This window comes from Nocardia aurantia (assembly GCF_009604425.1).
Classification (GTDB): Bacteria; Actinomycetota; Actinomycetes; order Mycobacteriales; family Mycobacteriaceae; genus Nocardia; species Nocardia aurantia.
In genome coordinates this window covers 636395-657657 of sequence record NZ_WEGI01000001.1, presented here as the reverse complement: position 1 = coordinate 657657, position 21263 = coordinate 636395, and the positions used below count along the sequence as shown (strand labels likewise).

General features: G+C 69.7%; 21 protein-coding genes. 20 read left to right on the top strand and 1 reads right to left on the bottom strand.

Annotated elements, in window-relative coordinates:
- Window positions 1-90: 90 nt before the first annotated feature.
- From NRB56_RS02690 to NRB56_RS02605, 18 genes are all read left to right on the top strand, one after another.
- A complete protein-coding gene (locus tag NRB56_RS02690; protein ID WP_153338827.1) occupies window positions 91-1614 on the top strand; it encodes a hypothetical protein in 1524 nt (507 codons plus the stop codon).
- Window positions 1615-1634: 20 nt separating this feature from the next.
- On the top strand, window positions 1635-2306 hold the full coding sequence (locus NRB56_RS02685) for a hypothetical protein (protein ID WP_153338826.1): 672 nt from the start codon (window positions 1635-1637) through the stop codon (window positions 2304-2306).
- 12 nt (window positions 2307-2318) lie between these two features.
- A complete protein-coding gene (locus NRB56_RS02680; protein ID WP_153338825.1) occupies window positions 2319-2810 on the top strand; it encodes a YbaB/EbfC family nucleoid-associated protein in 492 nt (163 codons plus the stop codon).
- An 11-nt stretch (window positions 2811-2821) separates the two neighbouring features.
- On the top strand, window positions 2822-3181 hold the full coding sequence (locus NRB56_RS02675) for a YbaB/EbfC family nucleoid-associated protein (RefSeq protein WP_194290697.1): 360 nt from the start codon (window positions 2822-2824) through the stop codon (window positions 3179-3181).
- Between the two features lie 146 nt (window positions 3182-3327).
- Window positions 3328-5109: a hypothetical protein gene (locus NRB56_RS02670; protein WP_153338823.1), complete on the top strand. Its 1782-nt coding sequence runs from the start codon at window positions 3328-3330 to the stop codon at window positions 5107-5109.
- A complete protein-coding gene (locus NRB56_RS02665) occupies window positions 5106-5891 on the top strand; it encodes an ESX secretion-associated protein EspG (protein ID WP_153338822.1) in 786 nt (261 codons plus the stop codon). Before NRB56_RS02670 ends, NRB56_RS02665 begins: the two co-directional genes overlap by 4 nt.
- Window positions 5884-6393, top strand: a complete 510-nt coding sequence (locus NRB56_RS38615; RefSeq protein ID WP_227837072.1) for a hypothetical protein — start codon at window positions 5884-5886, stop codon at window positions 6391-6393. Before NRB56_RS02665 ends, NRB56_RS38615 begins: the two co-directional genes overlap by 8 nt.
- A complete protein-coding gene (locus tag NRB56_RS02655; RefSeq protein WP_153338821.1) occupies window positions 6390-8516 on the top strand; it encodes a BPTI domain-containing protein in 2127 nt (708 codons plus the stop codon). The genes NRB56_RS38615 and NRB56_RS02655 overlap by 4 nt, the downstream gene beginning before the upstream one ends.
- 1 nt (window position 8517) lies before the next feature.
- The gene (locus NRB56_RS02650; RefSeq protein WP_153338820.1) at window positions 8518-9336 is read left to right on the top strand and encodes an ESX secretion-associated protein EspG; all 819 of its coding nucleotides are present in this window, start codon (window positions 8518-8520) and stop codon (window positions 9334-9336) included.
- 48 nt (window positions 9337-9384) lie between these two features.
- Window positions 9385-11610, top strand: coding sequence for a BPTI domain-containing protein (locus NRB56_RS39590; RefSeq protein ID WP_153338819.1), 2226 nt, complete (start codon window positions 9385-9387; stop codon window positions 11608-11610).
- Between the two features lie 52 nt (window positions 11611-11662).
- Window positions 11663-11971 (top strand): YbaB/EbfC family nucleoid-associated protein, encoded by a 309-nt coding sequence (locus tag NRB56_RS02640; RefSeq protein ID WP_153338818.1) that lies wholly within the window; start codon window positions 11663-11665, stop codon window positions 11969-11971.
- A gap of 90 nt (window positions 11972-12061) precedes the next feature.
- Window positions 12062-12370, top strand: a complete 309-nt coding sequence (locus NRB56_RS02635) for a type VII secretion target (protein ID WP_319942455.1) — start codon at window positions 12062-12064, stop codon at window positions 12368-12370.
- Entirely contained in the window at window positions 12367-13662 is a 1296-nt protein-coding gene (locus tag NRB56_RS02630) for a hypothetical protein (protein WP_153338817.1), read from the top strand. Before NRB56_RS02635 ends, NRB56_RS02630 begins: the two co-directional genes overlap by 4 nt.
- 51 nt (window positions 13663-13713) lie before the next feature.
- Window positions 13714-14019 (top strand): PE domain-containing protein, encoded by a 306-nt coding sequence (locus tag NRB56_RS02625; RefSeq protein ID WP_153338816.1) that lies wholly within the window; start codon window positions 13714-13716, stop codon window positions 14017-14019.
- A gap of 36 nt (window positions 14020-14055) precedes the next feature.
- Window positions 14056-15096, top strand: coding sequence for a PPE domain-containing protein (locus NRB56_RS02620; RefSeq protein ID WP_153338815.1), 1041 nt, complete (start codon window positions 14056-14058; stop codon window positions 15094-15096).
- On the top strand, window positions 15096-15875 hold the full coding sequence (locus NRB56_RS02615; protein ID WP_153338814.1) for an ESX secretion-associated protein EspG: 780 nt from the start codon (window positions 15096-15098) through the stop codon (window positions 15873-15875). Before NRB56_RS02620 ends, NRB56_RS02615 begins: the two co-directional genes overlap by 1 nt.
- A gap of 63 nt (window positions 15876-15938) precedes the next feature.
- Window positions 15939-16277 carry a WXG100 family type VII secretion target gene (locus tag NRB56_RS02610; protein ID WP_153338813.1) on the top strand — a complete coding sequence of 113 codons (339 nt, stop codon included), beginning with the start codon at window positions 15939-15941 and terminating at the stop codon, window positions 16275-16277.
- A gap of 40 nt (window positions 16278-16317) precedes the next feature.
- Entirely contained in the window at window positions 16318-16647 is a 330-nt protein-coding gene (locus NRB56_RS02605; RefSeq protein ID WP_153338812.1) for a hypothetical protein, read from the top strand.
- A gap of 85 nt (window positions 16648-16732) precedes the next feature.
- Here NRB56_RS02605 and eccE read toward each other — a convergent pair whose 3' ends face one another.
- Window positions 16733-18424 (bottom strand): type VII secretion protein EccE, encoded by a 1692-nt coding sequence (gene eccE, locus NRB56_RS02600; RefSeq protein WP_153338811.1) that lies wholly within the window; start codon window positions 18422-18424, stop codon window positions 16733-16735.
- Between the two features lie 81 nt (window positions 18425-18505).
- Here eccE and eccB point away from each other — a divergent pair, with 81 nt between their 5' ends.
- Entirely contained in the window at window positions 18506-20146 is a 1641-nt protein-coding gene (gene eccB, locus NRB56_RS02595) for a type VII secretion protein EccB (protein ID WP_319942496.1), read from the top strand.
- A gap of 39 nt (window positions 20147-20185) precedes the next feature.
- Window positions 20186-21259 (top strand): glycosyltransferase, encoded by a 1074-nt coding sequence (locus NRB56_RS02590; RefSeq protein ID WP_153338809.1) that lies wholly within the window; start codon window positions 20186-20188, stop codon window positions 21257-21259.
- The last annotated feature ends 4 nt before the right edge of the window (window positions 21260-21263 follow it).

The following is a 21263-nucleotide window of genomic DNA, read 5'->3' as shown; positions in this document are numbered from 1 at the left end:
CGAGTTCGCCGGGCCTTCATCGGCTCGTTGCGCGCCGTCTCCGTATTCGTGGTGTGATGGCGTTGCCCGTCTTGCCCGCAAGGAGGTCCCGTGTCCAGCGATTCGCCCGACTCGTCGGAGACACTCGAGGTCCACATCGACGACCTGCGCAGGGCCGGTAAGAATTTCGAGGCCCTGAAGGACACGCTCGCCTCGATCGTGTCCACGCTCACCGGGGGCCTCAACGGGCTCGGGGAACCCTGGGGCCACGACGAGATGGGCAAGAAGTTCTCCGAGGGCGCGACCGGTTACATCGCCTCCCGCGACGACCTGCTGGGCCCGGACGGCGCCTTCGTCTCCTACGAGAATCTCTTCAGTACCTACGGCGCCGATCTGGTCGATGCCGCGAATGCCTTCCAGAAACACGAGGATTCGTTCGGCGAGCGACGCATCCGGGAGATCAGCGAAAACCGGGGCGGTGACAACGGCGGCGGCAACGGGGGCAACGGCAACGGCAACGGCGGAGCGAACGGCGGTGGCGGCAATTCCGGTGGGGGCGGCGGCAATTCCGGCGGAAGCGGTGCCGGGGCCGGAAATTCCGGAGGCGGTCTCGGTGCCGGTTCCGCCGGCGGCAGCCAGGGTGCCGGAAGCCTCGGCGCCGGTGCGGGTCCCGGCGCGGGATCGCTCGGCGGCCTCGGATCCGGTGCCGGGCCGGCGGGTTCGGGCCTCGGCGCGGGCGCGCTCGGGTCCGGTGCCGGCGGCCTGAGCTCCGGCGGCCCGGGCTCCGGCGGAATCGGCTCGGACGGAACCGGTTCGGGCGACGGTGCCCTCGGCAGCGCGGGCGACTACCCGGGCAGCGGCGCCGATCCCGGCTACTCCGCGGCCGCACTCGGCGCCAGCGGACCGTACGGCTATGCCCCCGACGGAACGCCGCTGGGCCCCGACGGCAAACCGCTGGCCGGCGCCTACGGCTACGCCCCCGACGGCACACCACTGGGCCCCGACGGCAAACCCCTCCCCGGCGCCTACGGCTACGCCCCCGACGGCACACCGCTCGGCCCCGACGGCAAACCCCTCTCCGGCGCCTACGGCTACGCCCCCGACGGCACACCGCTCGGCCCCGACGGCAAACCCCTCCCCGGCGCCTACGGCTACGCCCCCGACGGCACACCACTGGGCCCCGACGGCAAACCCCTCCCCGGTTACGGGCCCGGCGGCCCCTACAGCGGCTACGGCGGTAGCGGTGCGGGGAACCAGGACGCGCTGAGCCGGTCCGCGACCGCGGGTGGCGGCACCTCCACCGGCTCCGGCCAGAGCGGTGGCGGCGCCGGCGGCGGCGCACCCGGTGCGTCCTCGAATCCGCAGGGCCCCTTCCAGGGTGAGCAATTGGCGAAGGGCACCGCGGGCGGCTCGGCGGCCGGAAACCGCGCGGGCCTCGGTCAGACCGGCGGTATGCCGTACGGTCCGGGCGGCGCCGGCGGCGGTTCCGGCGCCCGCTCGACGGAATCCGAACGCAAGAAGCGCAAAGCCACGAAACCCACCCAGTCCGCCGAATTCGAGCCGCCCGAACCCGAGGGCGGCACCGGCAGCGGCATCTGGGAGCAGTCGGGCTGGTCGAAGCCACCCGGCACCTGATCCCCCGGAAGGTTGAACGCGTGAATCCCGAACCGTCACTTCAGGAGTCGTTCGACGAGCTGGAGTGGCAGGAGACCCTGCTCGCCGAATTCTGCGCCGCGATGGGCGAAGTCGCGGATCTCGACGATGCCGAGCTGGTGAGCCGGGCCGCGACCGACCTGATCGACCGCATCAGCCACTGGGCCACCGTCGACGACTTCCATCCGGCCTTCACCCGGGCCGTGACGTCCGCCACGGTGCCGGCGGCGGCGCTGACGGCGGCGGACGGGCACGACGAGGTGTCGATCCTGGCCTTCCTGCGGCAACTGCTGGCCGAACTGGAGCGGCGGCGGCCCTGGCCGGAACCGGTTTTCGCGGAAGCGGATCCGGACGATTGGCCCTCGCCCGGTTCCGGTGTGCCGATCGGCTGGCTCGAGCTGTCGATGGCGCTGGTGGAGCACGCCGTGAAGGCGTCGTTCGACGAGCCCGGCCGCGAGGGCGCACCGGTGCTGGTGCTCCGGCTGCGCGGCGGCCAGCTGGTCGCGCTGATCGGCGAGACCACGCCCCGGCCCGCGCGATTCGTCGTGACGCTGCCCGACGCCGAGGGACAACGCGACGCCGCCGAGGTGCTCGACTATCTGGTCGAGTACACCGGCCTGCCGGTGCGCACCGAGGGCGTCGAGCGGACCTTCACCATGCTGTCCGATTTGTGATGTACTGATTCCGTGTCGCGACCCAACGAACGACTGGTCACGGATTTCGCCCAGTTCTTGGATTCCTTCCACGACGTCATGGCGCAGATGATCGACGCGCGGCAGCGACGGGACGAGCTCACCGCGTCGGCGAGTGTGGAACGCGGGCGAATCACCGTGGAGGTGAACGCATCCGGGTCCATCGTGCGTACGACCTTCTCCGAGGACATCGACGATCTGAGCTACGGCCAGATCGCCCGTGCCACGGTGACCGCCGCGCAGCAGGCCGCGGCCGAGGTCAAGCGCAAGGCGGACGAACTGCTGGCCCCCCTGCTCGCCGCCCGCGCGAGCCTGCCGAAGCTGGGCGATTTCATCGAGGGCCTGCCCGCGTTGCAGGACGGCCTCGCCACGCCGCCGCCGGCGCCGCTGACACCACCCGGTGAGCGGGAGAACGATTCGGCACGACCGGAATTCGAGGACGCGGTCGAATACCGGCCCACGCCTCGCGGCACTTTCGACCGCTGAAGGGGAAAGCCTTGTCCGACAACGATTTCACCGCGAGCGTCGCGGAGTTCCGGGAGCAGGCCGCCGAAATCGGCCGGTTGCAGGACGAACGCACCCGGCTGATGGGCACCGGCACCGCCGAACGGCGTCGCGTCACCGTCACGGTCAACGCCGACGGAATTGTGATCGACATCAAATTCTCTTCCGATATCGGCGATCTGGAGTACGACGAGATCGCCGCCGCGATCACGGAGGCATCCCGGCATGCCGTCGCGGACGTGGCCCGCCAGACCACCGCGCTGTTCGCGCCGATCGCGGTGGAAACGACCGGACGGGTCGGATTGGAGGAGACGCTGGCCGACATCGCCGCGCTGCGCGACCTGAACCGCTAGCCACCGGATTTCCGTCGCGAGTGGCGGCGGTCACGAAATCCGCTGCGGAACAGTGGGTTAACAGGCGGTACGCACTGGGCCCACGACGCGCGTCTGTGCCGGGCCTGTGATACATAGTCCATACAGAACGCACGTGGGAGTTGACCGTGGCTAATCCGAACCTCGTCGACGACACCGGTTGGGCCGGCCTCAGCACGACGGCGAAAAATGGCGATCTCATGCTCGAACCCGGAATCGCGGAGCAGGCGGCGCTTTTCGTCGAGGACGCGCTGAATTCGATCGTCGGCGTGCAGAGCTGGATCCAGCAGAACCTGCAGACGGCCAGCCCCACGGTCGCGAACACCACGTCCGGCACCGACCTCGCGGGAGTCTTCCACAAGAAGATCGCCACCGATCTGGTGCAGCGCATGGAGAAGCACCGCACCATCCTCACCGATATGGGCAACGCCTTCGTCGAGGCCGGGAAGGCCTACGCGGCGGCCGAGGGCACCAGCGCGGAGAACTTCGGCGCCACCAGTGCCCTGTCCAACATCTCGTTCAACGATCCCGCCGGAACGACGCCGCCCGGTGCGCCGTTCGTGCAGGCGCTCCCGCCGCGCGGTACCCCGAACTGGCCGGACACCCCGATGGACAGCATCTCCATCACACCCGAACACGGCACCAATCTCAGCTGGCAGCAGCTGTATTCGATCGGACAGAGCATCGACGCGCAGGCGGTCGCGAACGCGGGCGGCGTCTGGTACTGGCTGGCGCAGATCGCGCTGGCTCCCGTCTTCACGAAGCTCAACTCGAAGATCACGTCGGTGCGGGACAAGTGGACCGGCAACGGGGCGACCGCGTCGATCAACGCCACCACCAAGTACACGTCCCAGTCGAAGGTGCTCACCGACGACATGAACAAGCTGGGCGACCTGCTGATCTTCACCGCGGACTGGCTGCAGAACACCAAGCTCACCGCGCCGCCGACGCCGAATCCGCCGACCACCGACGGCACCGGCCATCAGCTCACGCCCGCCGCGGTCGAAACCATGTTGCAGCAGTACCAGACCGCGTTCACCACGAACTACCACGACAACTTCACCGGTACCACGAGCAACGTCGTGAAGCTCTCGGAGGCGACCGACGTGACCGACGGCACCGTGAACAACGGCAACCCGGATATCACGAACGCGAATCCGGACGACTTCACCACGAATTACGGCAGCACGACACCGCCCGACACCGAGTACACGCCGTCGAACGGCAACTCCGGCAACACCGGCGACAATACCGGCGGCTACACCGGCACCGGGGACACCGGCGCCGGCACCGGCGACCCGGCCACCACCACGCGCAGCACGATTCCGGGCGGCGGCGAGTCCGGCACCGGGGACAGCGGTACGGGCACAGGCGAGAACCCGCCGGTCTTTCCGACGGACACCTCGGGCGAGACCACGGACCCGGGTCTCACCGATCCACTGACGAACGCCCTCGCGACGAACCCCGATACCGGCACCGAGGGCCTGCCGACGCTCCCGACCGACCCGCTGGCCGACCCGTCCGCCGAGTTCCCCGGGATGCCGATGATGGGCAACCCCATGCTCGGCGGCGCGGCCGGCGATCTCGCGCGGGCGGAGCGCAGCCTGCTGTCGGGCCTCGGCGGCAAGGGCGGCCTGGGCGGCGGGAATCCGCTTGCGGCGGAAGAGAAGTTGCTGCGCGAGGAGTCGAAGTTGTTCCCGCGCTCCAAGTTGTCGCTGGAGGGCGAGCGGCTCGGCCGGGCCGGGGCGGTGGAGGGCCGCGAGCCGAACTTCCCGTTCGGTGGTTCGCCCGCCGGCAAGAAGGACGAGGAGAAGGAGCGCAAGCGCTCCGAACTGCTCAATTCGACCGAGCATCTGGACGAGGCGATCGGCGAACTCGATCCCAGTATCCGTCCGGTGCTGGACCGGTGAGCGTCACCTGGAATCTCACCGACGCCGAACTGGTCGTCGCCTGGGAGCGGCTGTTCGACGAACGGCTGCCCTCGCCGCTGTGCGCGCTGCTGAGTGAGCACTACGCCGACGACTACCGCCGCATGGCCGATCGGACCTGGAACGAACTGTGGGAGCGGCACGACGGTTCGCTGCAGGACGCGCTCGGCCGGGTGGCGCACGCCGATGTCCGGGTGCTGGCGCACAGTGTCGATCCGGCCGATGCCGAGAACTCCGCGGCGCGGGTGCGGGCGCTGGGCGCGCGGCAGGGCGCGGTGGCCGTGCTGATCCGGCAACTTCCCGGCGAAACCATGTGGCACAGTGGCGGATTCGTGATCACCATGGGCACGGCCGAGCGGCTGGCCGGCGCGATCGTGGGAACGCTGCCGGATTGCGCGCCGGGGCGGTTGCCCGACACCCCGATGGTGAGTTCACCGGACAACAGCGACACCGATCACTGGTACGGGCGTTCCGAAGTGCACGAAAATTACACCGAACTGCAGCGGCGCAGCGACGCCTGGCTGCAATTGCCGATCCGGGTTCTCGGTGTCATCGAAACCTTCCAGGGCAGTTCGATTTTCGGGCCGCGCGGGATCACCCGCCATCGCATATTCTGGCGAGATCTGGTGGACGACGGCCGATACGCGATCGGCGACACGGCCACCCCGGTCGCCGTGGCGGCCGACCCGCATCGGCTGGCGGCGATGATCGGCTCCGACATCGCCAAGGTGCTGCAGACAGTGGAGGACGAGCGCAGTGCCTGACCGAACCTGGTTTCCCGAGGACGAGGGCGACGGATACCCCGGCGCGTTCCACGACGGCGCGGTCTACGAGGGCGCCGAGCCGGAATCGGCGGAGCCCGAGGACGATCGCGCCGCCGAGCCGGTGGAACCCGAATCCGAAGCGTCGCCCGACGAACCGGTCTTCACGACCTACACTACCGGCGAGGCGGCACTGCGCGGCGGCGAGATCCTGGTGACCGCAACGGAATCCGGTCTGCCGATGGCACTGCACGTCGACCCGGCGCAGTTGCGCCGCGATCCCGCGGATCTGGCCGACGATCTGCTGCGGCTGTGCAAGCTGGCCGCGAACCGCGCCGGGCTGGCCCGGCGCACCCAACTGACGGCGCTGGGGTTCGAGGAACGAGCCCTGGATCTACTCGGCCTCCCGACCCCGGATGTGGTGGAGCGGACCGAGATCGGTGACGAGAACGACCACGAATACGAGCCGCGCAGCTGGCTCGATCGAGACGGGAGCGTTTGGTGAGTGCGAGTGGTGGGATAACCGATACGACCCAGTGGCCGACGCTGCTGAGCAACGCCAACGACGGATCACTGCTGTTCGACGCCAGCTCCGCACAAGCCTGCATCACCGCCTGCCAAACCCTGCTGGGCACCATCGAATCCCTGCTCGCCACCGTCACCAGCCTCCACACCCCCTCCAAACCGCTGATCACCTACGCCTCCGACGCCTACAACACCCGCAACCTCCACCCCCCGACCCTCCACACCGACAACGACACCATCGGCTCGGCCACCAGCTTCCGCCACCTCCTGCAAAACAAATGGGGCGAACTCGCCCAACGCCTCCGCCAGCACAAAAAAATCGTCACCGACATGGGCGACACCTTCGCCGCCGCCGCCAAAGCCTACGAAACCGCCAACCAAGTCAACGTCGACAACTTCCACCTCATCGACCCCGCCAACACCACACCCATCACCTTCGACACCAACAACCCCCTCACCCCCAACGCCGACAACTGGCCCAACGAAGCCGCCTCCGGACCCACCGGCGTCAACCACAACTTCCACGCCGACCCCCACGCCGCCTCCGTCGCAGGCGAAGCAGAACCCGGCAGCATGTTCAACCTCGCCCAGTTCTACTTCATGGCCATGTCCATCAAACAGAACAACCCCACCCTCGCCCTCGAAGCCACCCAATGGTCGCAGCTGGCCACCAAATGGAACACCGCCACCGACGACTTCTACAACTCCACCTACAACACCCTCACCGACACCGCCTCCTGGTCCGGTGAAGGCTCCGCCGCCGCCCTCACCGCCGTCGACAACTACTACCAATCCGCCCAGGACCTCGGCACCGGCATGAAATCCATCTACACCGCCGAGTCCTACCTCACCGACCTCTTCGCCAACCTCTACAAAACCCTCCCCCAATGGTGGTCCGACGTCTACTGGGGCCACTGGGGCGGCTGCTCCGGCAACGACAACAACCTCTCCACCGTCCAAAACCACTGGAACACCATCTACGTCCCCGCCCTCCCCAAAATCGCCGCCTACATCCCCACCCTCGCCGACCCCAACAAAGACACCGCCGCCGGCGCCACCGGCGAATACGGCACCGGCAACCCCGGCGAAGGCACCGGCTCCACCGGCAACGGCAGCGGCAGCAGCGGAAACGGCAGCGGCAGCGGCAACAACAACGGCGGCAACAACGGAAACGGCAACAACGGAAACGGCAACAGCGGCAGCGGAACCGGCGGATACAGCGGCAGCGGAGGCGGAGACACCGGCAGCGGCGGCCAAACCGGCGCGGGTACCGGCGGCCTCGGCTCCAGCGGCGACTCCGGCAGCGGAGGCGGCAGCCAGGGCACCCCGACCGGCGGTGGCGGCGACAGCGGCCTGGGCTCCAGCGGCAACAGCGGTTCCAGCGGTAGCGGCCAGACCGGATCCGGTTCGGGCACCAGCGGTCTCGGCTCCAGTGGCAACTCCGGCAGCGGAGGCGGCAGCCAGGGCACACCCAGCGACGGCAGTGGCGGCACCACCGGCGGTGGCACCACCGGCGGCGGCGCGGGTGCCGGTGCCAGCGGAACGGCCTCCGGGGCAAGCGGTTTCGGCGCCAGTGGGATCGGTGTGTCCGGCGCCTCCGGCGCCAGCGGCGCGGCGCTGGATCTGCTCAGCCTGTTCGGCGACATCCTGCAGATGCTGTCCTCGTCGATACCGGGCCTGGAGCAGCTGGCCTCCCAACTGCTGCAACAACTTCCGTCCGACCTGCAGCAACTCGGCCTGGCCTATCAGAACGGCATGCTCACCTTCCAGCAGGCCATGGGCGCGGCGGCGACCGAGGTCGGCGACGACATCCAGCAACTGAGCACCTCCACCGATCGCGCGAGCCGGCGGCTGGCCGTGGAACTGGGCCTGGCGCCGGCGGAAGAGGACGGCGCCCCCGTCGAATTCGAGAGCCGGGCCGAGCCGGTCGGCCCGACCGGCCCGGAGGAGCCGGGGCACTACTTCCCGCGCGCCTCGGCCCCGATCGAGCCGCTACAGCCCGTGGTCCACGACCACGTGGTGGCGGGTACCCCGGAAACGCCGGTCACGCCGGTGACCCCCACCCAACCGGCCAGGCTGACGAAGCTGGAAGAAGGCAACTGAGATGAGCGAACAGACCTGGCACCTGTCCGACCTCGAATTCCTGGTGCTGCGCGAGAGGGTGCTGCACCGCGACCTGCCCTACCCGTTCACGTACGTCAATCCGAGGCTGACCACGTACGCGGAATTCGAGCGGTTGAAGTCGGCGGTGTGGCGCTCGCTGCAGTCCCGGTGGGATCCGAATCTGATCGACGCGATCACCCAGGCCGCGAATCCCGATGTGCGAGTACAGGTCCGGACCTGGCACAGCACGAACATGGAGGATCTCAGCCAGCGTTTCTTCCTCGTCGGCAACCGGTGTGCCGATCGGGCCATCCTCGTCCAGGGCTACAGCGACAACAGTGTCGACACCTTCGACCGCTACCGGATCGTCGACGCACCCGCCGAATCGCTGTCGTCGATGGTCGTCGAGGCGCTGCCGGAGATGACGGCCGGGTCGCAGTCCCGGGTGGACCTGCTCACCTACGGCCAGGAGGAGACGGTCGACCACTGGAGCAAGCGCGGGTTCTACGACACCGGTGACAACGACGTCGACCGGCGCAGCCAGAACTGGCAGCAGGCGAGCCAGTCCCTGGTGGGCATCATCGAGATCCGCCAGGGCCGTTCGAAATTCGGCCCGCGCGGTATGTCGTTGACGCGAATGTTCTGGGAGGACCATCCCGGCGACGGCCGCTACGTGATCGACCTGGCACCGCCGATGGCCGCGGTCGGGGTCGACTCCGCGGGCCTGCGGGCCCGCATCGATCGCGCGATCTCGGAGACGCTGCTCGTCGTGCAGGACGAATCCCGGCAATTGACGCGCGAGAGCGTCTTCGACGCCTGACCATCAGAGAACCACGGTTGGTATGCGGGCCGAGATACGAGGTGTGCGGTGAGTGCGAGTGGTGGGATAACCGATACGACCCAGTGGCCGACGCTGCTGAGCAACGCCAACGACGGATCACTGCTGTTCGACGCCAGCTCCGCACAAGCCTGCATCACCGCCTGCCAAACCCTGCTGGGCACCATCGAATCCCTGCTCGCCACCGTCACCAGCCTCCACACCCCCTCCAAACCGCTGATCACCTACGCCTCCGACGCCTACAACACCCGCAACCTCCACCCCCCGACCCTCCACACCGACAACGACACCATCGGCTCGGCCACCAGCTTCCGCCACCTCCTGCAAAACAAATGGGGCGAACTCGCCCAACGCCTCCGCCAGCACAAAAAAATCGTCACCGACATGGGCGACACCTTCGCCGCCGCCGCCAAAGCCTACGAAACCGCCAACCAAGTCAACGTCGACAACTTCCACCTCATCGACCCCGCCAACACCACACCCATCACCTTCGACACCAACAACCCCCTCACCCCCAACGCCGACAACTGGCCCAACGAAGCCGCCTCCGGACCCACCGGCGTCAACCACAACTTCCACGCCGACCCCCACGCCGCCTCCGTCGCAGGCGAAGCAGAACCCGGCAGCATGTTCAACCTCGCCCAGTTCTACTTCATGGCCATGTCCATCAAACAGAACAACCCCACCCTCGCCCTCGAAGCCACCCAATGGTCGCAGCTGGCCACCAAATGGAACACCGCCACCGACGACTTCTACAACTCCACCTACAACACCCTCACCGACACCGCCTCCTGGTCCGGTGAAGGCTCCGCCGCCGCCCTCACCGCCGTCGACAACTACTACCAATCCGCCCAGGACCTCGGCACCGGCATGAAATCCATCTACACCGCCGAGTCCTACCTCACCGACCTCTTCGCCAACCTCTACAAAACCCTCCCCCAATGGTGGTCCGACGTCTACTGGGGCCACTGGGGCGGCTGCTCCGGCAACGACAACAACCTCTCCACCGTCCAAAACCACTGGAACACCATCTACGTCCCCGCCCTCCCCAAAATCGCCGCCTACATCCCCACCCTCGCCGACCCCAACAAAGACACCGCCGCCGGCGCCACCGGCGAATACGGCACCGGCAACCCCGGCGAAGGCACCGGCTCCACCGGCAACGGCAGCGGCAGCAGCGGAAACGGCAGCGGCAGCGGCAACAACAACGGCGGCAACAACGGAAACGGCAACAACGGAAACGGCAACAGCGGCAGCGGAACCGGCGGATACAGCGGCAGCGGAGGCGGAGACACCGGCAGCGGCGGCCAAACCGGCGGAGGGGAATCCGGCGCCGGCTCCGCCGGCGCGGGCGCACCCAGCGGCAAGGGCCTCAGCCCGAGCGACCTCGGCAATCTCGGCCTCGGTGCCAGCGGCACCGGCGGCGGCGGAGGGGAAACCGGCAGCGGCGGTGGGCAATCCGGCGCGGGGGCACCCAGCGGCAAGGGCCTCAGCCCGAGCGACCTCGGCAATCTCGGCCTCGGTGCCAGCGGCACCGGCGGTCGCGACACCGGCAGCGGCGGTACCGCGGGTGGCGTCGGAACTCCCACGGACACTTCGACTCCCACCTCGTCGCTGGGTAGCCTCGGGACCCCGTTCGGCGCCGCGGCGGCCGCGGCCTCGGGGCCGCTGAGTTCGCTGTTGCGGGATCTGCTCGGCGGCAGCGGCGCCAGCGGCGCGCTCGAGGCGCTGAAGGATCTGCTGGGCGCGTCCGGCATCACCGGTCCGTTCGGCGCGTCCGGGCCGTTCGGTATCTCGGGACCGTTCGGCGCCTCCGGCATCACCGGCCCGTTCGACTTCGACGGCGGCAGTGGCGCTTCCGGTGCGCTGTCCGACCTGGCCGAGGCGCTCGGCGGCGGTGGCGGTGGCGGAGCGGGCGCCGGTGGGGGCGCCCTCGGGCCCGGTGGGCTGGGGACGGATTCGCTCGCCGATTCCAAGCTGTTCCCGCGCGCCTCGACCACCGGCGGTGCCGCCGACCCGCTGGGTGATTCGACCACGTCGCGCGCGGGAGCCGCTGCGGCAGCGCAGGATCCGTCGATGTCCCCGACGGGCATGGGCGGCATGCCGATGGGCGGGATGCCCATGGGCGGCATGGGCGCCGGTGGCCAGAACCAGCAGAAGGAGCGCAAGCGCGCCTCCTATCTGGACGGCAAAGAGGGCATCGACGAGGCGCTCGGCGACGATCCGCTGAGTGTGCGCTCGATCATCGATCGATGAGGAACGCCGGTGGTGCCCGCGGCCGTGAAATCGAATATGAAAGGACGCGTTGATGATCGGTGAGCAGTGGGCGCAATTGGAGGCCGCGGCGCACGCGCGGCTGGGTCACATCCGGCAGCTCTCCGATGATCTCGCGGACATCCGGATCCGGCACACCGCCGCGGGCGGCAGCGTCACGGTCACCGTGGACGGCGCCGCGAATTTACTGGATCTCGAACTGTCGGAATACATTTCACAAATGTCACCGACGGAGTTCGCACGCACTGTGACAGATACCGCAGCCGCGGCAGCACGACTGGCACTGGCCAGGCGCGCAGCGTTGATCGAGGAATTTAACGGGCAGATGAACTCTCAGCGATGAGCATCCGTAGGAGTTGCCGAAACCACTGGGCACGTTAACATTACCGGTGCGTTGCTTTTCTGATTGCGTGAACAAGCTCTAGGAGGAGCCGTGGTGGACATCCTGAAGGTGGACCCCCAGGTATTCCGGCAGTACGGCGATATCGCACAGGGCAGCGCGGCCACGGTGGCCGTCGCGGGCGCCGTCGATCAGGCGAGCAGCATCGCCGCGGCGGTGCCGGTTTTCGGGCTGATCGGGCAGGAGTTCCTCGCCAGTTTCGCGCTCGCCCAGAACAATCACCTCACCGCGGTGACCCAGCTGGCGAACGTGATGGCCGGTACCGCGCAGGCCTCGCACGGAGCCGCCGCCGCCTACGAGCACGCCGAAGCGCACAGCTCGGAAGGTTTCGCGGCGCTGTGACCGAGGCCGCCGAAACTCTGGCGGCACCACTGCATCCCACGGTTCTCGACGCTCTGCAGAACACTCCGGCCGCGCCCCTGCTGGGCCAGCCCGTTCAGCAGATCCTGGCGACCATGGGATTGCCCGAATTGCCGCAGTTGCCAGCTCTGCCACCGCTTCCGGCGCTGCCTCCACTGCCGCCGCTGGATCCCGGGGCGCTGGTCAAGCCGATCACCGATCTGTTCAGCGGGTTCGGCTCGGGCCAACTCGGCGCCGACGGCGCCTTCAATCCACAGTCGCTGCTGCAGAACGTCGTTCAGACCCTGAGCACGGTCGCGCAGTGGGCCCAGCAGGGCCTGTCGCTGTTGCAGTCGATGGAGGGTTCGGGCACCCAGGCGGCCACCTCGGCCGGACTGGCCACCCAGGCCAGCTCGGCCGCGGTCTCCACCCAGGCCGGGCAGATCCATTCGGTCCTCGGCGCCGCCTCGCTGACCGTCGCCGACGGCGCCGCCGAGATGGCCGCGGTGGCGGCCCGATTCCTCGCCACCACACTGGCTCTCGGCCCGGCCCTGATCACGCCGGCCGGACAGGCGGCGCTGCTGGCCGCGGCGCTGGAGTCCGGCACGGAGGCGAGCGCGATCGCCGCCCGCACCAAGGCGCAGCTGGCCGCGCACTCCACGACCATGTCGCAGGCCGGTTCGTCGGTGACCGTCAACGGATCCTCCGCGACCGGCTCGCAATCCGCACTGCAGCAACTGCTCTCGGAGGTACAGCAGGTGCAGCAGTTCGTGCAGCCGCTGATCTCGGCCGCGCAGCAGGTGGGCACGACGGTGTCGAAGTCGCCCATCGCGGGTGCCGTGGCCGCCCCGGCCACCGCCGCCACCGCCCCGGCACCCGCCACCGGTGCGCTGGGGGCCGCCGTATCCGGAGCGCTCGCAGGCACCGCCGCGTCCGCACTGGCCGCCGCGGGTCTGGCCCGCAGCGGATTCGGCGCCGCGGCCGCACCCGCGCCGCTGGCTGCCTACCAGGAGGAGACCGTCGTGGAGACCGCGGCCGTCGCACCGCTCGGCGCCGGCGGCCCGCCCCCCGGCGAGACGGTGACGGAGGAGGCGCTGCCGCCGTTCGTCCCCGGCGGTGGTGCCGCGATGGCCGCCGCCAACCGGGCCGGCGCGGCGCACAGCACCGCCGACGGCCTGGTGAACGCCCGGCACGGCGACGAACTGGTCGGCGACGATGCCGACGAGGCCGCGGCCCCCGTCATCGGCGCGGTGACCACCGCCGCCGACAACCCCGACAGCCCGTTCAGCCTGTGATCCGACGACCGTGACGACCCGATTACGCAGTACCCCGGCAAGGAGAACGCCATGAGCAAGATCGCCTTCGACCACGAGCTGGCCAAGCAGGCCGCCGGGCGTCTGGACGCCCTCGCCGACGAGCTGGAGGCCGGCCTCGCCAACGCCGGCCACTCGCTCGGCCCCGCGCCCGCCGCCATCGACCCGGTGTCGGCGCGGACCGGCGACACCCTCGACGAGGTCGGCGGCTCGTTCCGCGACTCGTATCTCAGCGGCGTGCGGGAACTGCGCAAGATCGCCGCCAACATGCGCGCGCACTCGGACTCGTTCGGCGACACCGATTCCGACGCCGTCGACGTGTTCCGCGGCTTGTCCTGACCACTGCCGGGCAAGACCCACAGGACCGAGGAGACCATGGTGGAACCACCCCAGACCGGCTTCACCGGCACGGTGTGGGACGCCGTCCCGCCCGAGCAGCTGGCCCGTGAACTGACCACGGGCCCCGGCGGAATCCCGACGGTCGAGGCCGGCCTCGCCTACGCCGCACTCGCGGTCGGGTTGGGCGAGGCCGCCACGGAGTATCGCGCGATCCTCTCGGTCATGGGCGACGCCTGGGGTTCCTCGTCCAGCGAGGACGGGCTGAATCAGCTTGCGGTGCTGTCGGATTGGCTGGACAAGATCGCCGCCGCCGCCCGGTCCAACGCCGCGATCGCGGCCCGGCAGGCGGCCGCGTACGAGGTCGCCCGCAACACCCTCCCGCACATCGTGGAGATCACCGAGGCGGTCCGCGCGGCCGAGGATCTGGTGCGCGGCAGCCTGCTCGGCCCGCCCCTGGCCGGGTTGCTGGACGCCGCCGAGGAACAACTCGACGCCGTCCGGCAGCAGGCGGTCCGCGTCATGCAGGCGTACGAGGAGGCCAGTGAACATCTGGCCCGGCCCTGGCAGCAGGAGCCGGCGCCGGAGGTGTCCGACGGCGCGGCCTTCCTCGCCGAACAGCCCGGCGGCGACGGTGGCGGCGACGGAGCCGGGTCCGGCGGCTCGGCCCCGACCGACGGCGTCGCGGGCCCGGAACAGCTCCAGCGGCAGCCCGCGATACCCGATCTGCCGCATATCGACCTCTCGGCGTTGCAGCCCTCGGCCCCGGTCCCGACGGTGCCGGTCGGTAGCGAGGCGCTGGCGATGCGGCCACTGGCCGTGCCGGGCGCCCTGCCCACCGCGCCCGCGGCCGCCACCCCGCAGGTGGCCGTGCAGCCGCAGCCGATGACCGCGCCGCCGCCGGTCATGGCGCCGGCCGCCGCCGTCGCGCCGCCCGCCGACACCTCGGTGGTCCGGGCCGACTCCGCCGAGGCCGACGACAGCGGCGAGACGATCCTGGTGAACGCCGGATTCGCCACCGCCCCAGCCGTTCTCGGCGGCACCGCGAGTCAGGTCGCGAGCTCCGGCGAGGGGGCCTGATGGCGACCCTCACCACCGACGGCATGCTGGCCGTCGCCGCCGCACTCGGCGTCCAGACGTTCCCGACCGTGCTGGGTGTGCGCTCCCGGCACACCGCGCACGCCGACCTCGTCGCCGCCCGGGCCGCGGCCGTCGCCGACCTGTCCGGCCGGGGCATCCTGGACCGCGAGGGCGAGGTGCGCGACGACGAACTGACCGCCGCGCTGTTCGTACTGGCCCGGCCGGAACGACAGCTGGTCGCGCGAATCAAGCGCGGGGACAGCCTGATCCGCTTCTGCCTCGCCCGCCGTGGGCTGGAGCACGGGGTGGCCGTCCGCACCGGTGACGACCTGGAGGTCTCGACCGTCTGGGCCGGCGACGACCCGGCCACGCTGGCCCGGCCGCTGCTGTCCGTGCTCGGATCCGTTGCGCCCGCCGATGTTCCGCCGTTCAGCGCGCCGACCGAGGAACTGCGGGACCGGCTCGACTCCGCCGAGGTGACGGAGGCCGTGTACGGGCTGGGCATGCCGGAGGCGGATGCCGTCACCCTGGGACTGGCTCTGCGCGAGCGAGTTTCGACCACCGAGCTCGTCTGCTACAGCCATCACGACGGCCTGGCCGTCCGCTCGGCGGCCGCGGCGGCCGTCTACGACACCGCCTCCGGGCGCATCATCGGCGGCGGCAGCGTCACCGCCGACGGCCGCCCCTGGACCACGCTCGCCCCCGGCACCGACGGTCGACTCGCGCAGGTGATCGCCTCGCTCGTCGAATCGTTGCCGGAAGGCAGGTGGATGCCCTAGCACGACCTGCTGGGGCATTCGAATTCCGAATGTCAGCACCGGATCCGAGAGAAGGTAGCCGCAATGGCCGATGCAAGCCAGATCAGTTATGACGTAAGTGCGAATAATGCGCAGACCGAGATGGGTAACGCCGTCGACGCCCTGCGCGCGAAGATCGCGAAGATCACCCAGGCCGTCGACGACGCCAAGCGCGGCTGGCAGGGCGACGCCTTCGCGGCGTGCGCCAAGGCCGCCACCAACTGGGACGACGAGGCCAAGAAGCTGAACACCATCCTGGACGAGATCACCCAGGAAGTCGGCCACGGCAACAAGAGCTACACCGGTCTGGAAGGCGACAACACCCAGACCTTCACCAAGCTCGAGACCGACTCGGGTTCGGCCTACACCTCGCTGTCCTCCTAATCGACCGCCACCTCCATTCGACCTTTCTCGGGAGACTGCCATGACCAGCCAATACATGAAGTACGAAGAAGCGGTCCTGACCGAACTCGCCGACCTGCTCGGCCAGTTCAAGAAGGACCTGTCGGCCGAGTCCGACAACTTCCACGGCGCCGCCAAGAAGCTGGAGGCCGCCTGGCAGGGCAACTCCGGTCTGTCCGCGTTCCAGATCTCGGTGGGCAAGTGGGACCGGCAGTTCGGCGCGGAGGGCGACACCAGCACGGAGACCGCCCTCGGCATGATCCAGGCGCTGTCCGACGCGGTGCGCACCGCCCTGGCCAACGCTCAGGCCGCCGACCGTGGTGTCTCGAACTCCTTCTCGCAGTACGAGTAACACCCACAGCCGCGACGTTCCCCGCCGCCGCACCCGGTTCCCGCCGTCACCGCACGCCGGGCCGGGTGCGGTGTCGTTCCGCGGCTCAGACGGTCTGCATCGGCCGCTCGGCGGCCGGATCCGCGCCACCGAGGTAGCGCAGTTCGTCCGGAATCGACACCACCCGGACCGTCCACTCGCCGGATCCGGTGCGGACGTGCACCTCGTCCGGATCGTCCTCGGATTCGACGAGAATCACGTCCGCGCCGAGGATCACCGCGGTCAGCTCGCCGGGCTCGCGCACGTGCATCACGGTCGCCTCGGAGACCTGGCCCGCGGACGCGACGCCGTCGTAGACGATCAGGGTCGCCGCGGCCGTGTGCTGCGCGCCGCCGCCGGGTGAGGACACCGACAGCGCCTCGGGCACACCGACCAGGCCGACCATGTGCTCCCATGCCTCCGGCCGGTTGCTGTGCACGATCACCCGGGCGCCGATCGCGGTGGCGCGCAACGTCGTCTGCTGGGCCAGCCGCAGACTGCCGACCACCTCCACCCGCCGCACCTTCGGCCCGAACACCGGCACGGCGACGCCGAAACCGTCCGCGGTGGCGCCGATCACCTGACCGCAGCCGCCGGCCGGCACGGCCAGCCGGCGCAGCGTCGTGGCGGAGCCGTGGGCCGCGTCCGGATGCTGCTCACCGCCCAGCAGCACCTGTCGCTGCACGCCGGTGAGCGGCCGCAGGCCCAGTGCCGTCAGCGCCTTGCGGGCGGCGCCGGAATCGGCGCCCAGGGTGTCGTGGCGGACCAGCGCGGTGACCGCGAATCGCTTGTCCGGCTGCCGGACGCCGGGCCGCGCGGCGGCCGGGGCGACCCGCAGCCGCACCATGGTCGACAGGCCTGGCACCGCCCAGATACCGGCCAGCACTTCGGAATTCAGCCGATCCGGCCGGACCGCGTAACCGGTCATCTCGATATCGGTGCCGCGCAGCGAATCCCACTCCTCACGCCACTGCTCGGGCGCGCCGCCGTACAACGCGGCGGCGTCCGCCTCGCTGATCTCGGCCGCGGTCAGTACCCGGGACCGGACACCGTGCCGCGCCAGGCGATTCGCCACCCGGCGGGTGGCGACGAGGGCGGTGCGCACGGTGCCCTCGGTCCCGCCGCCGCGGTTGCCGATGGCCTCCGCGTTGTCCAGCGGGTCGAAACGCAGTGCCAGCCATACGGTCCGGGTGGCGATGGCGGGCAGCGGCCCGAGCATCCGCTCGTACATCCGGATCGCGTCGTGGGTGCCGCGCGAGCGCACCCCCAGCGCGATCACGTCGACGGCGGCGAGCCGAATATCGAACTGGGACAGGCACTGTGCCACCTCGGCCAGGGGCACCTCGTCGGGTGTGCGGATCTCGGTGGGCGCCAGCAACGTCGCCGCCACCCCGGGCGGCTCCACCTGCAGGACGGTGACCAGCGCGCCACCGTCCCAGCGCATTCCGTAAACCGCGCCGGTGGCCTCGGGAACCGGAACATCGAATGGCTCGGAAGTTGCCGCCCTAGCATTCCCGCGCATTTTCCGCCACCGCAGTGCGCAGCGCATTCCCACAATTCGCCAGATATTTCTCCCGCGGAAACGGACCGTTCCGAGCAGCATCACCGCGACGCCGGTCGCGATCGCCGCCGGGAGCATGACATGCGCGGCAATCATGATGGTGCCCACCGTAGTTCCCGCCGCGGCGGCGGGCAGCAGCACGGACAGCGGCAGCCGATGAAAAACACTGCGATCACCGGATGTCAACTGGTCAACCATTCGGTATATCTCCCATCGGCACTCACTCCCGCATTACGGTAGCCTCTCACACAGCTGCCACATTTGTGTGTCTTGGGTTCGGTGGAGGAGTTTGCAGTGCCGGCACAGTTGACCACCCGAGCGCAGGTCAATGGTTATCGATTCTTATTGCAGCGCTTCGAACATGCGATGGTGCGGCGCGACGTGCGGATGCTGCACGACCCGATGCGGATCCAATACCGTTCCCTGATAACGGGTCTCGTGCTCGCCGTACTGTTCACGGCCGGTTGCGCGATCCTGTCGTTCATCCGGCCGCAGGGACAGGTCGGGCAGTCGAAGATCGTGATGGGGTCCGAGTCCGGCGCGCTCTACGCCGTCGTCGACCAAACCCTGCACCCCGTACTGAATCTCGCGTCGGCACGGTTGATCACCGGTAGCGCCGAATCGCCGACCTCGGTCAAGGACTCGAAGCTGGCCGCCATGCCGCGCGGGCCGCTGCTGGGCGTCCCGGGCGTGCCCGCGGCGCTGCCCGGCACCGCCGACCACGATCTGTCCGCCTGGACGCTCTGTGACGACGTCTCCGGCGGCCTGAAGACCACGGTCGTGGCCGGGCCGCCGCGGCTCGGGCCCGCGGTGCGCGCGGCCGCGCCCGACGAGGCGTTGCTGGTGACCCGCAACGGCGTGAACTACCTGATCTACGAGGGCAAGCACGCGCGGGTGGACATGGGCAACACCGCGATCGTGGAGGCGCTGGGCGTGCGTGGCATGCGCGCGCGGCCGGTCGGTGACGGCGTGCTGAACGCGACCGTCGCGGTGCCGGATCTGGCCGTGCCGGCGCTCCCGGGTCCCGGCACCCAGGGCATGGTGCGCTGGGGAAAGCTCATGGTCGGCTCGGTGATCCGGGTGGACAGCTTCAACGCCAGCAAGCTGTACCTCGTGCTCCCCAACGGCGTGCAGAAACTGTCGCCGTTCGCCGCGGAGGTCATGCGCTCGGTGAGCTCGATGGGGCTGACCGAGATCGCGTCGGTGCCGCCGGACGCGCTCAGCGGCGTCCCGGTATTGAATTCCGTTCCGCTGGACCAGTTCCCGACCGAGCAGCCGCACGTCGTGACCGCCGACGACCAGCCCGTGGCCTGTGTCACCTGGGCCCGCGGGCGGCGTGATCCGGTCGCCCGGCTGGGGCTGCTGGTCGGCAAGCAGGTGCCGCTGGCCGAGGGCACGCACGCGGTCACGCTGGTCGACGGCGGGAACGGGCAGCGCGCCGACGCCGCCTACATCCCGCCCGCTACAGGCGAATTCGTGCAGGTGATCGGGATCGAGCCGGACAGCACGCGGCGCGACACGATGTTCTACGTCACCGACACCGGGGTGCGTTTCGGCATTCCCGACGCCAACACCGCGGGAGTGCTGGGCCTGTCCCAGCCGAAACTCGCGCCCTGGCAGATCCTGAACCAGTTGCCCGCCGGGCCGATGCTGGACCGGCAGGCCGCCCTGGTCGCCCACGACACCCTCGGTTCCGGCCGGGCGGACGCCCCGGCCGACCCGGCGGGGCCGCGACCGGCGGCGCCCGCCGCGGCCGCACCCGCCGCGCCGCCGGCGGCTGCCGCACCCGGACCGGGCGGCCCGCCGGGTCCGGGAAACGCACCGCCCGCACCCGGAACCGCACCACCTTCCGGACCGCCGCCGAACACCGGTGGTCCGAGCCAGGATTCACCCCCCGGCGGCGCGACCGGGAACCCGTGAGCCGCTTGTCCCCCTGACCCGTCAACCCTGAGTGATCGGATGAGATTCCACGTAGCCGCGCTGCCGTATACGCAGACCACCAAGTACTACACGCCGTGCGCGTACACGCAGAAGGTGCGCAAATTCTGCGACATGATGACGGGCCTCGGCCACGAGGTGTACCTGTACGCCGGGGACGAGAACGAGGCCGCCTGCACCGAGTTGGTCACCGTCTTCACGAAGGCGGATCAGCTGGACTGGTTCGGGGAGAAGACCCTCGCCGACGGCTTCGACTGGTTCTCCTGGAATCCCGCTGACCGGCACTGGATCCACACCAACGCCCGGATGATCGCCGAAATCGGCAAGCGCCGGCAGCCGCGCGACTTCCTTTGCGTGATAGGCGGTTCCGGGCAGAAGCCGATCGCCGACGCGTTCCCCGAGATGCAGACCGTCGAATTCGGCGTCGGCTACAGCGGGGTGTTCGCCAAGTACCGGGTGTTCGAGAGCTACGCCTGGATGCACGCGGTGCACGGCGCGCGCAGCACCGTGGCCAAGATCATGTCCGATCGCGGCCAGTTCTACGACGCGGTGATCCCGAACTACTTCGAGGTGGCCGACTTTCCGTTCTCCGCCGAGAAGGACGACTACTTCCTGTTCGTCGGCCGGCTGATCGAGGCCAAGGGTGTCCAGATCGCCGTCGACGCGTGCCGGCGGATCGGTGCGCGCCTGCTGCTCGCGGGCGCCGGCCGGCCGCCGACCTACGGCGAACACGTCGGCATCGTGGACGTCGCGCGCCGCGGCGAGCTGATGAGCCGCGCCCGTGCGGTTTTCGCGCCCTCGCTGTATCTGGAACCGTTCGGCGGCGTGCACGTCGAGGCGATGCTGTGCGGCACACCGGTGATCACCACCGACTGGGGCGCCTACAGCGAGACCGTGCAGCAGGGCGTCCAGGGCTTCCGATGCCGCACGCTGCGCGAGTTCACCGACGCCGCCGAATCGGTGGACAAGCTGGACTACCAGGGAATTCGCGATTACGCGGTGTCGAAGTTCTCCACCGAGGCGATCGCGCCGCAGTACGACTACTACTTCCGCAGGCTGCAGACCCTCTGGGACGACGGCTTCTACACGATGTAGGGAG

What these genes read in the sequence shown, in the direction of transcription:
- NRB56_RS02650 (WP_153338820.1), top strand. Translation starts at nt 8,518, where the DNA reads ATGAGCGAACAGACCTGGCACCTGTCCGACCTCGAATTCCTGGTGCTG.
- NRB56_RS02640 (WP_153338818.1), top strand. Translation starts at nt 11,663, where the DNA reads ATGATCGGTGAGCAGTGGGCGCAATTGGAGGCCGCGGCGCACGCGCGG.
- NRB56_RS02625 (WP_153338816.1), top strand. Translation starts at nt 13,714, where the DNA reads ATGAGCAAGATCGCCTTCGACCACGAGCTGGCCAAGCAGGCCGCCGGG.
- NRB56_RS02620 (WP_153338815.1), top strand. Translation starts at nt 14,056, where the DNA reads ATGGTGGAACCACCCCAGACCGGCTTCACCGGCACGGTGTGGGACGCC.
- NRB56_RS02615 (WP_153338814.1), top strand. Translation starts at nt 15,096, where the DNA reads ATGGCGACCCTCACCACCGACGGCATGCTGGCCGTCGCCGCCGCACTC.
- NRB56_RS02610 (WP_153338813.1), top strand. Translation starts at nt 15,939, where the DNA reads ATGGCCGATGCAAGCCAGATCAGTTATGACGTAAGTGCGAATAATGCG.
- NRB56_RS02605 (WP_153338812.1), top strand. Translation starts at nt 16,318, where the DNA reads ATGACCAGCCAATACATGAAGTACGAAGAAGCGGTCCTGACCGAACTC.
- eccE (WP_153338811.1), bottom strand. Translation starts at nt 18,424, where the DNA reads ATGGTTGACCAGTTGACATCCGGTGATCGCAGTGTTTTTCATCGGCTG.
- NRB56_RS02590 (WP_153338809.1), top strand. Translation starts at nt 20,186, where the DNA reads ATGAGATTCCACGTAGCCGCGCTGCCGTATACGCAGACCACCAAGTAC.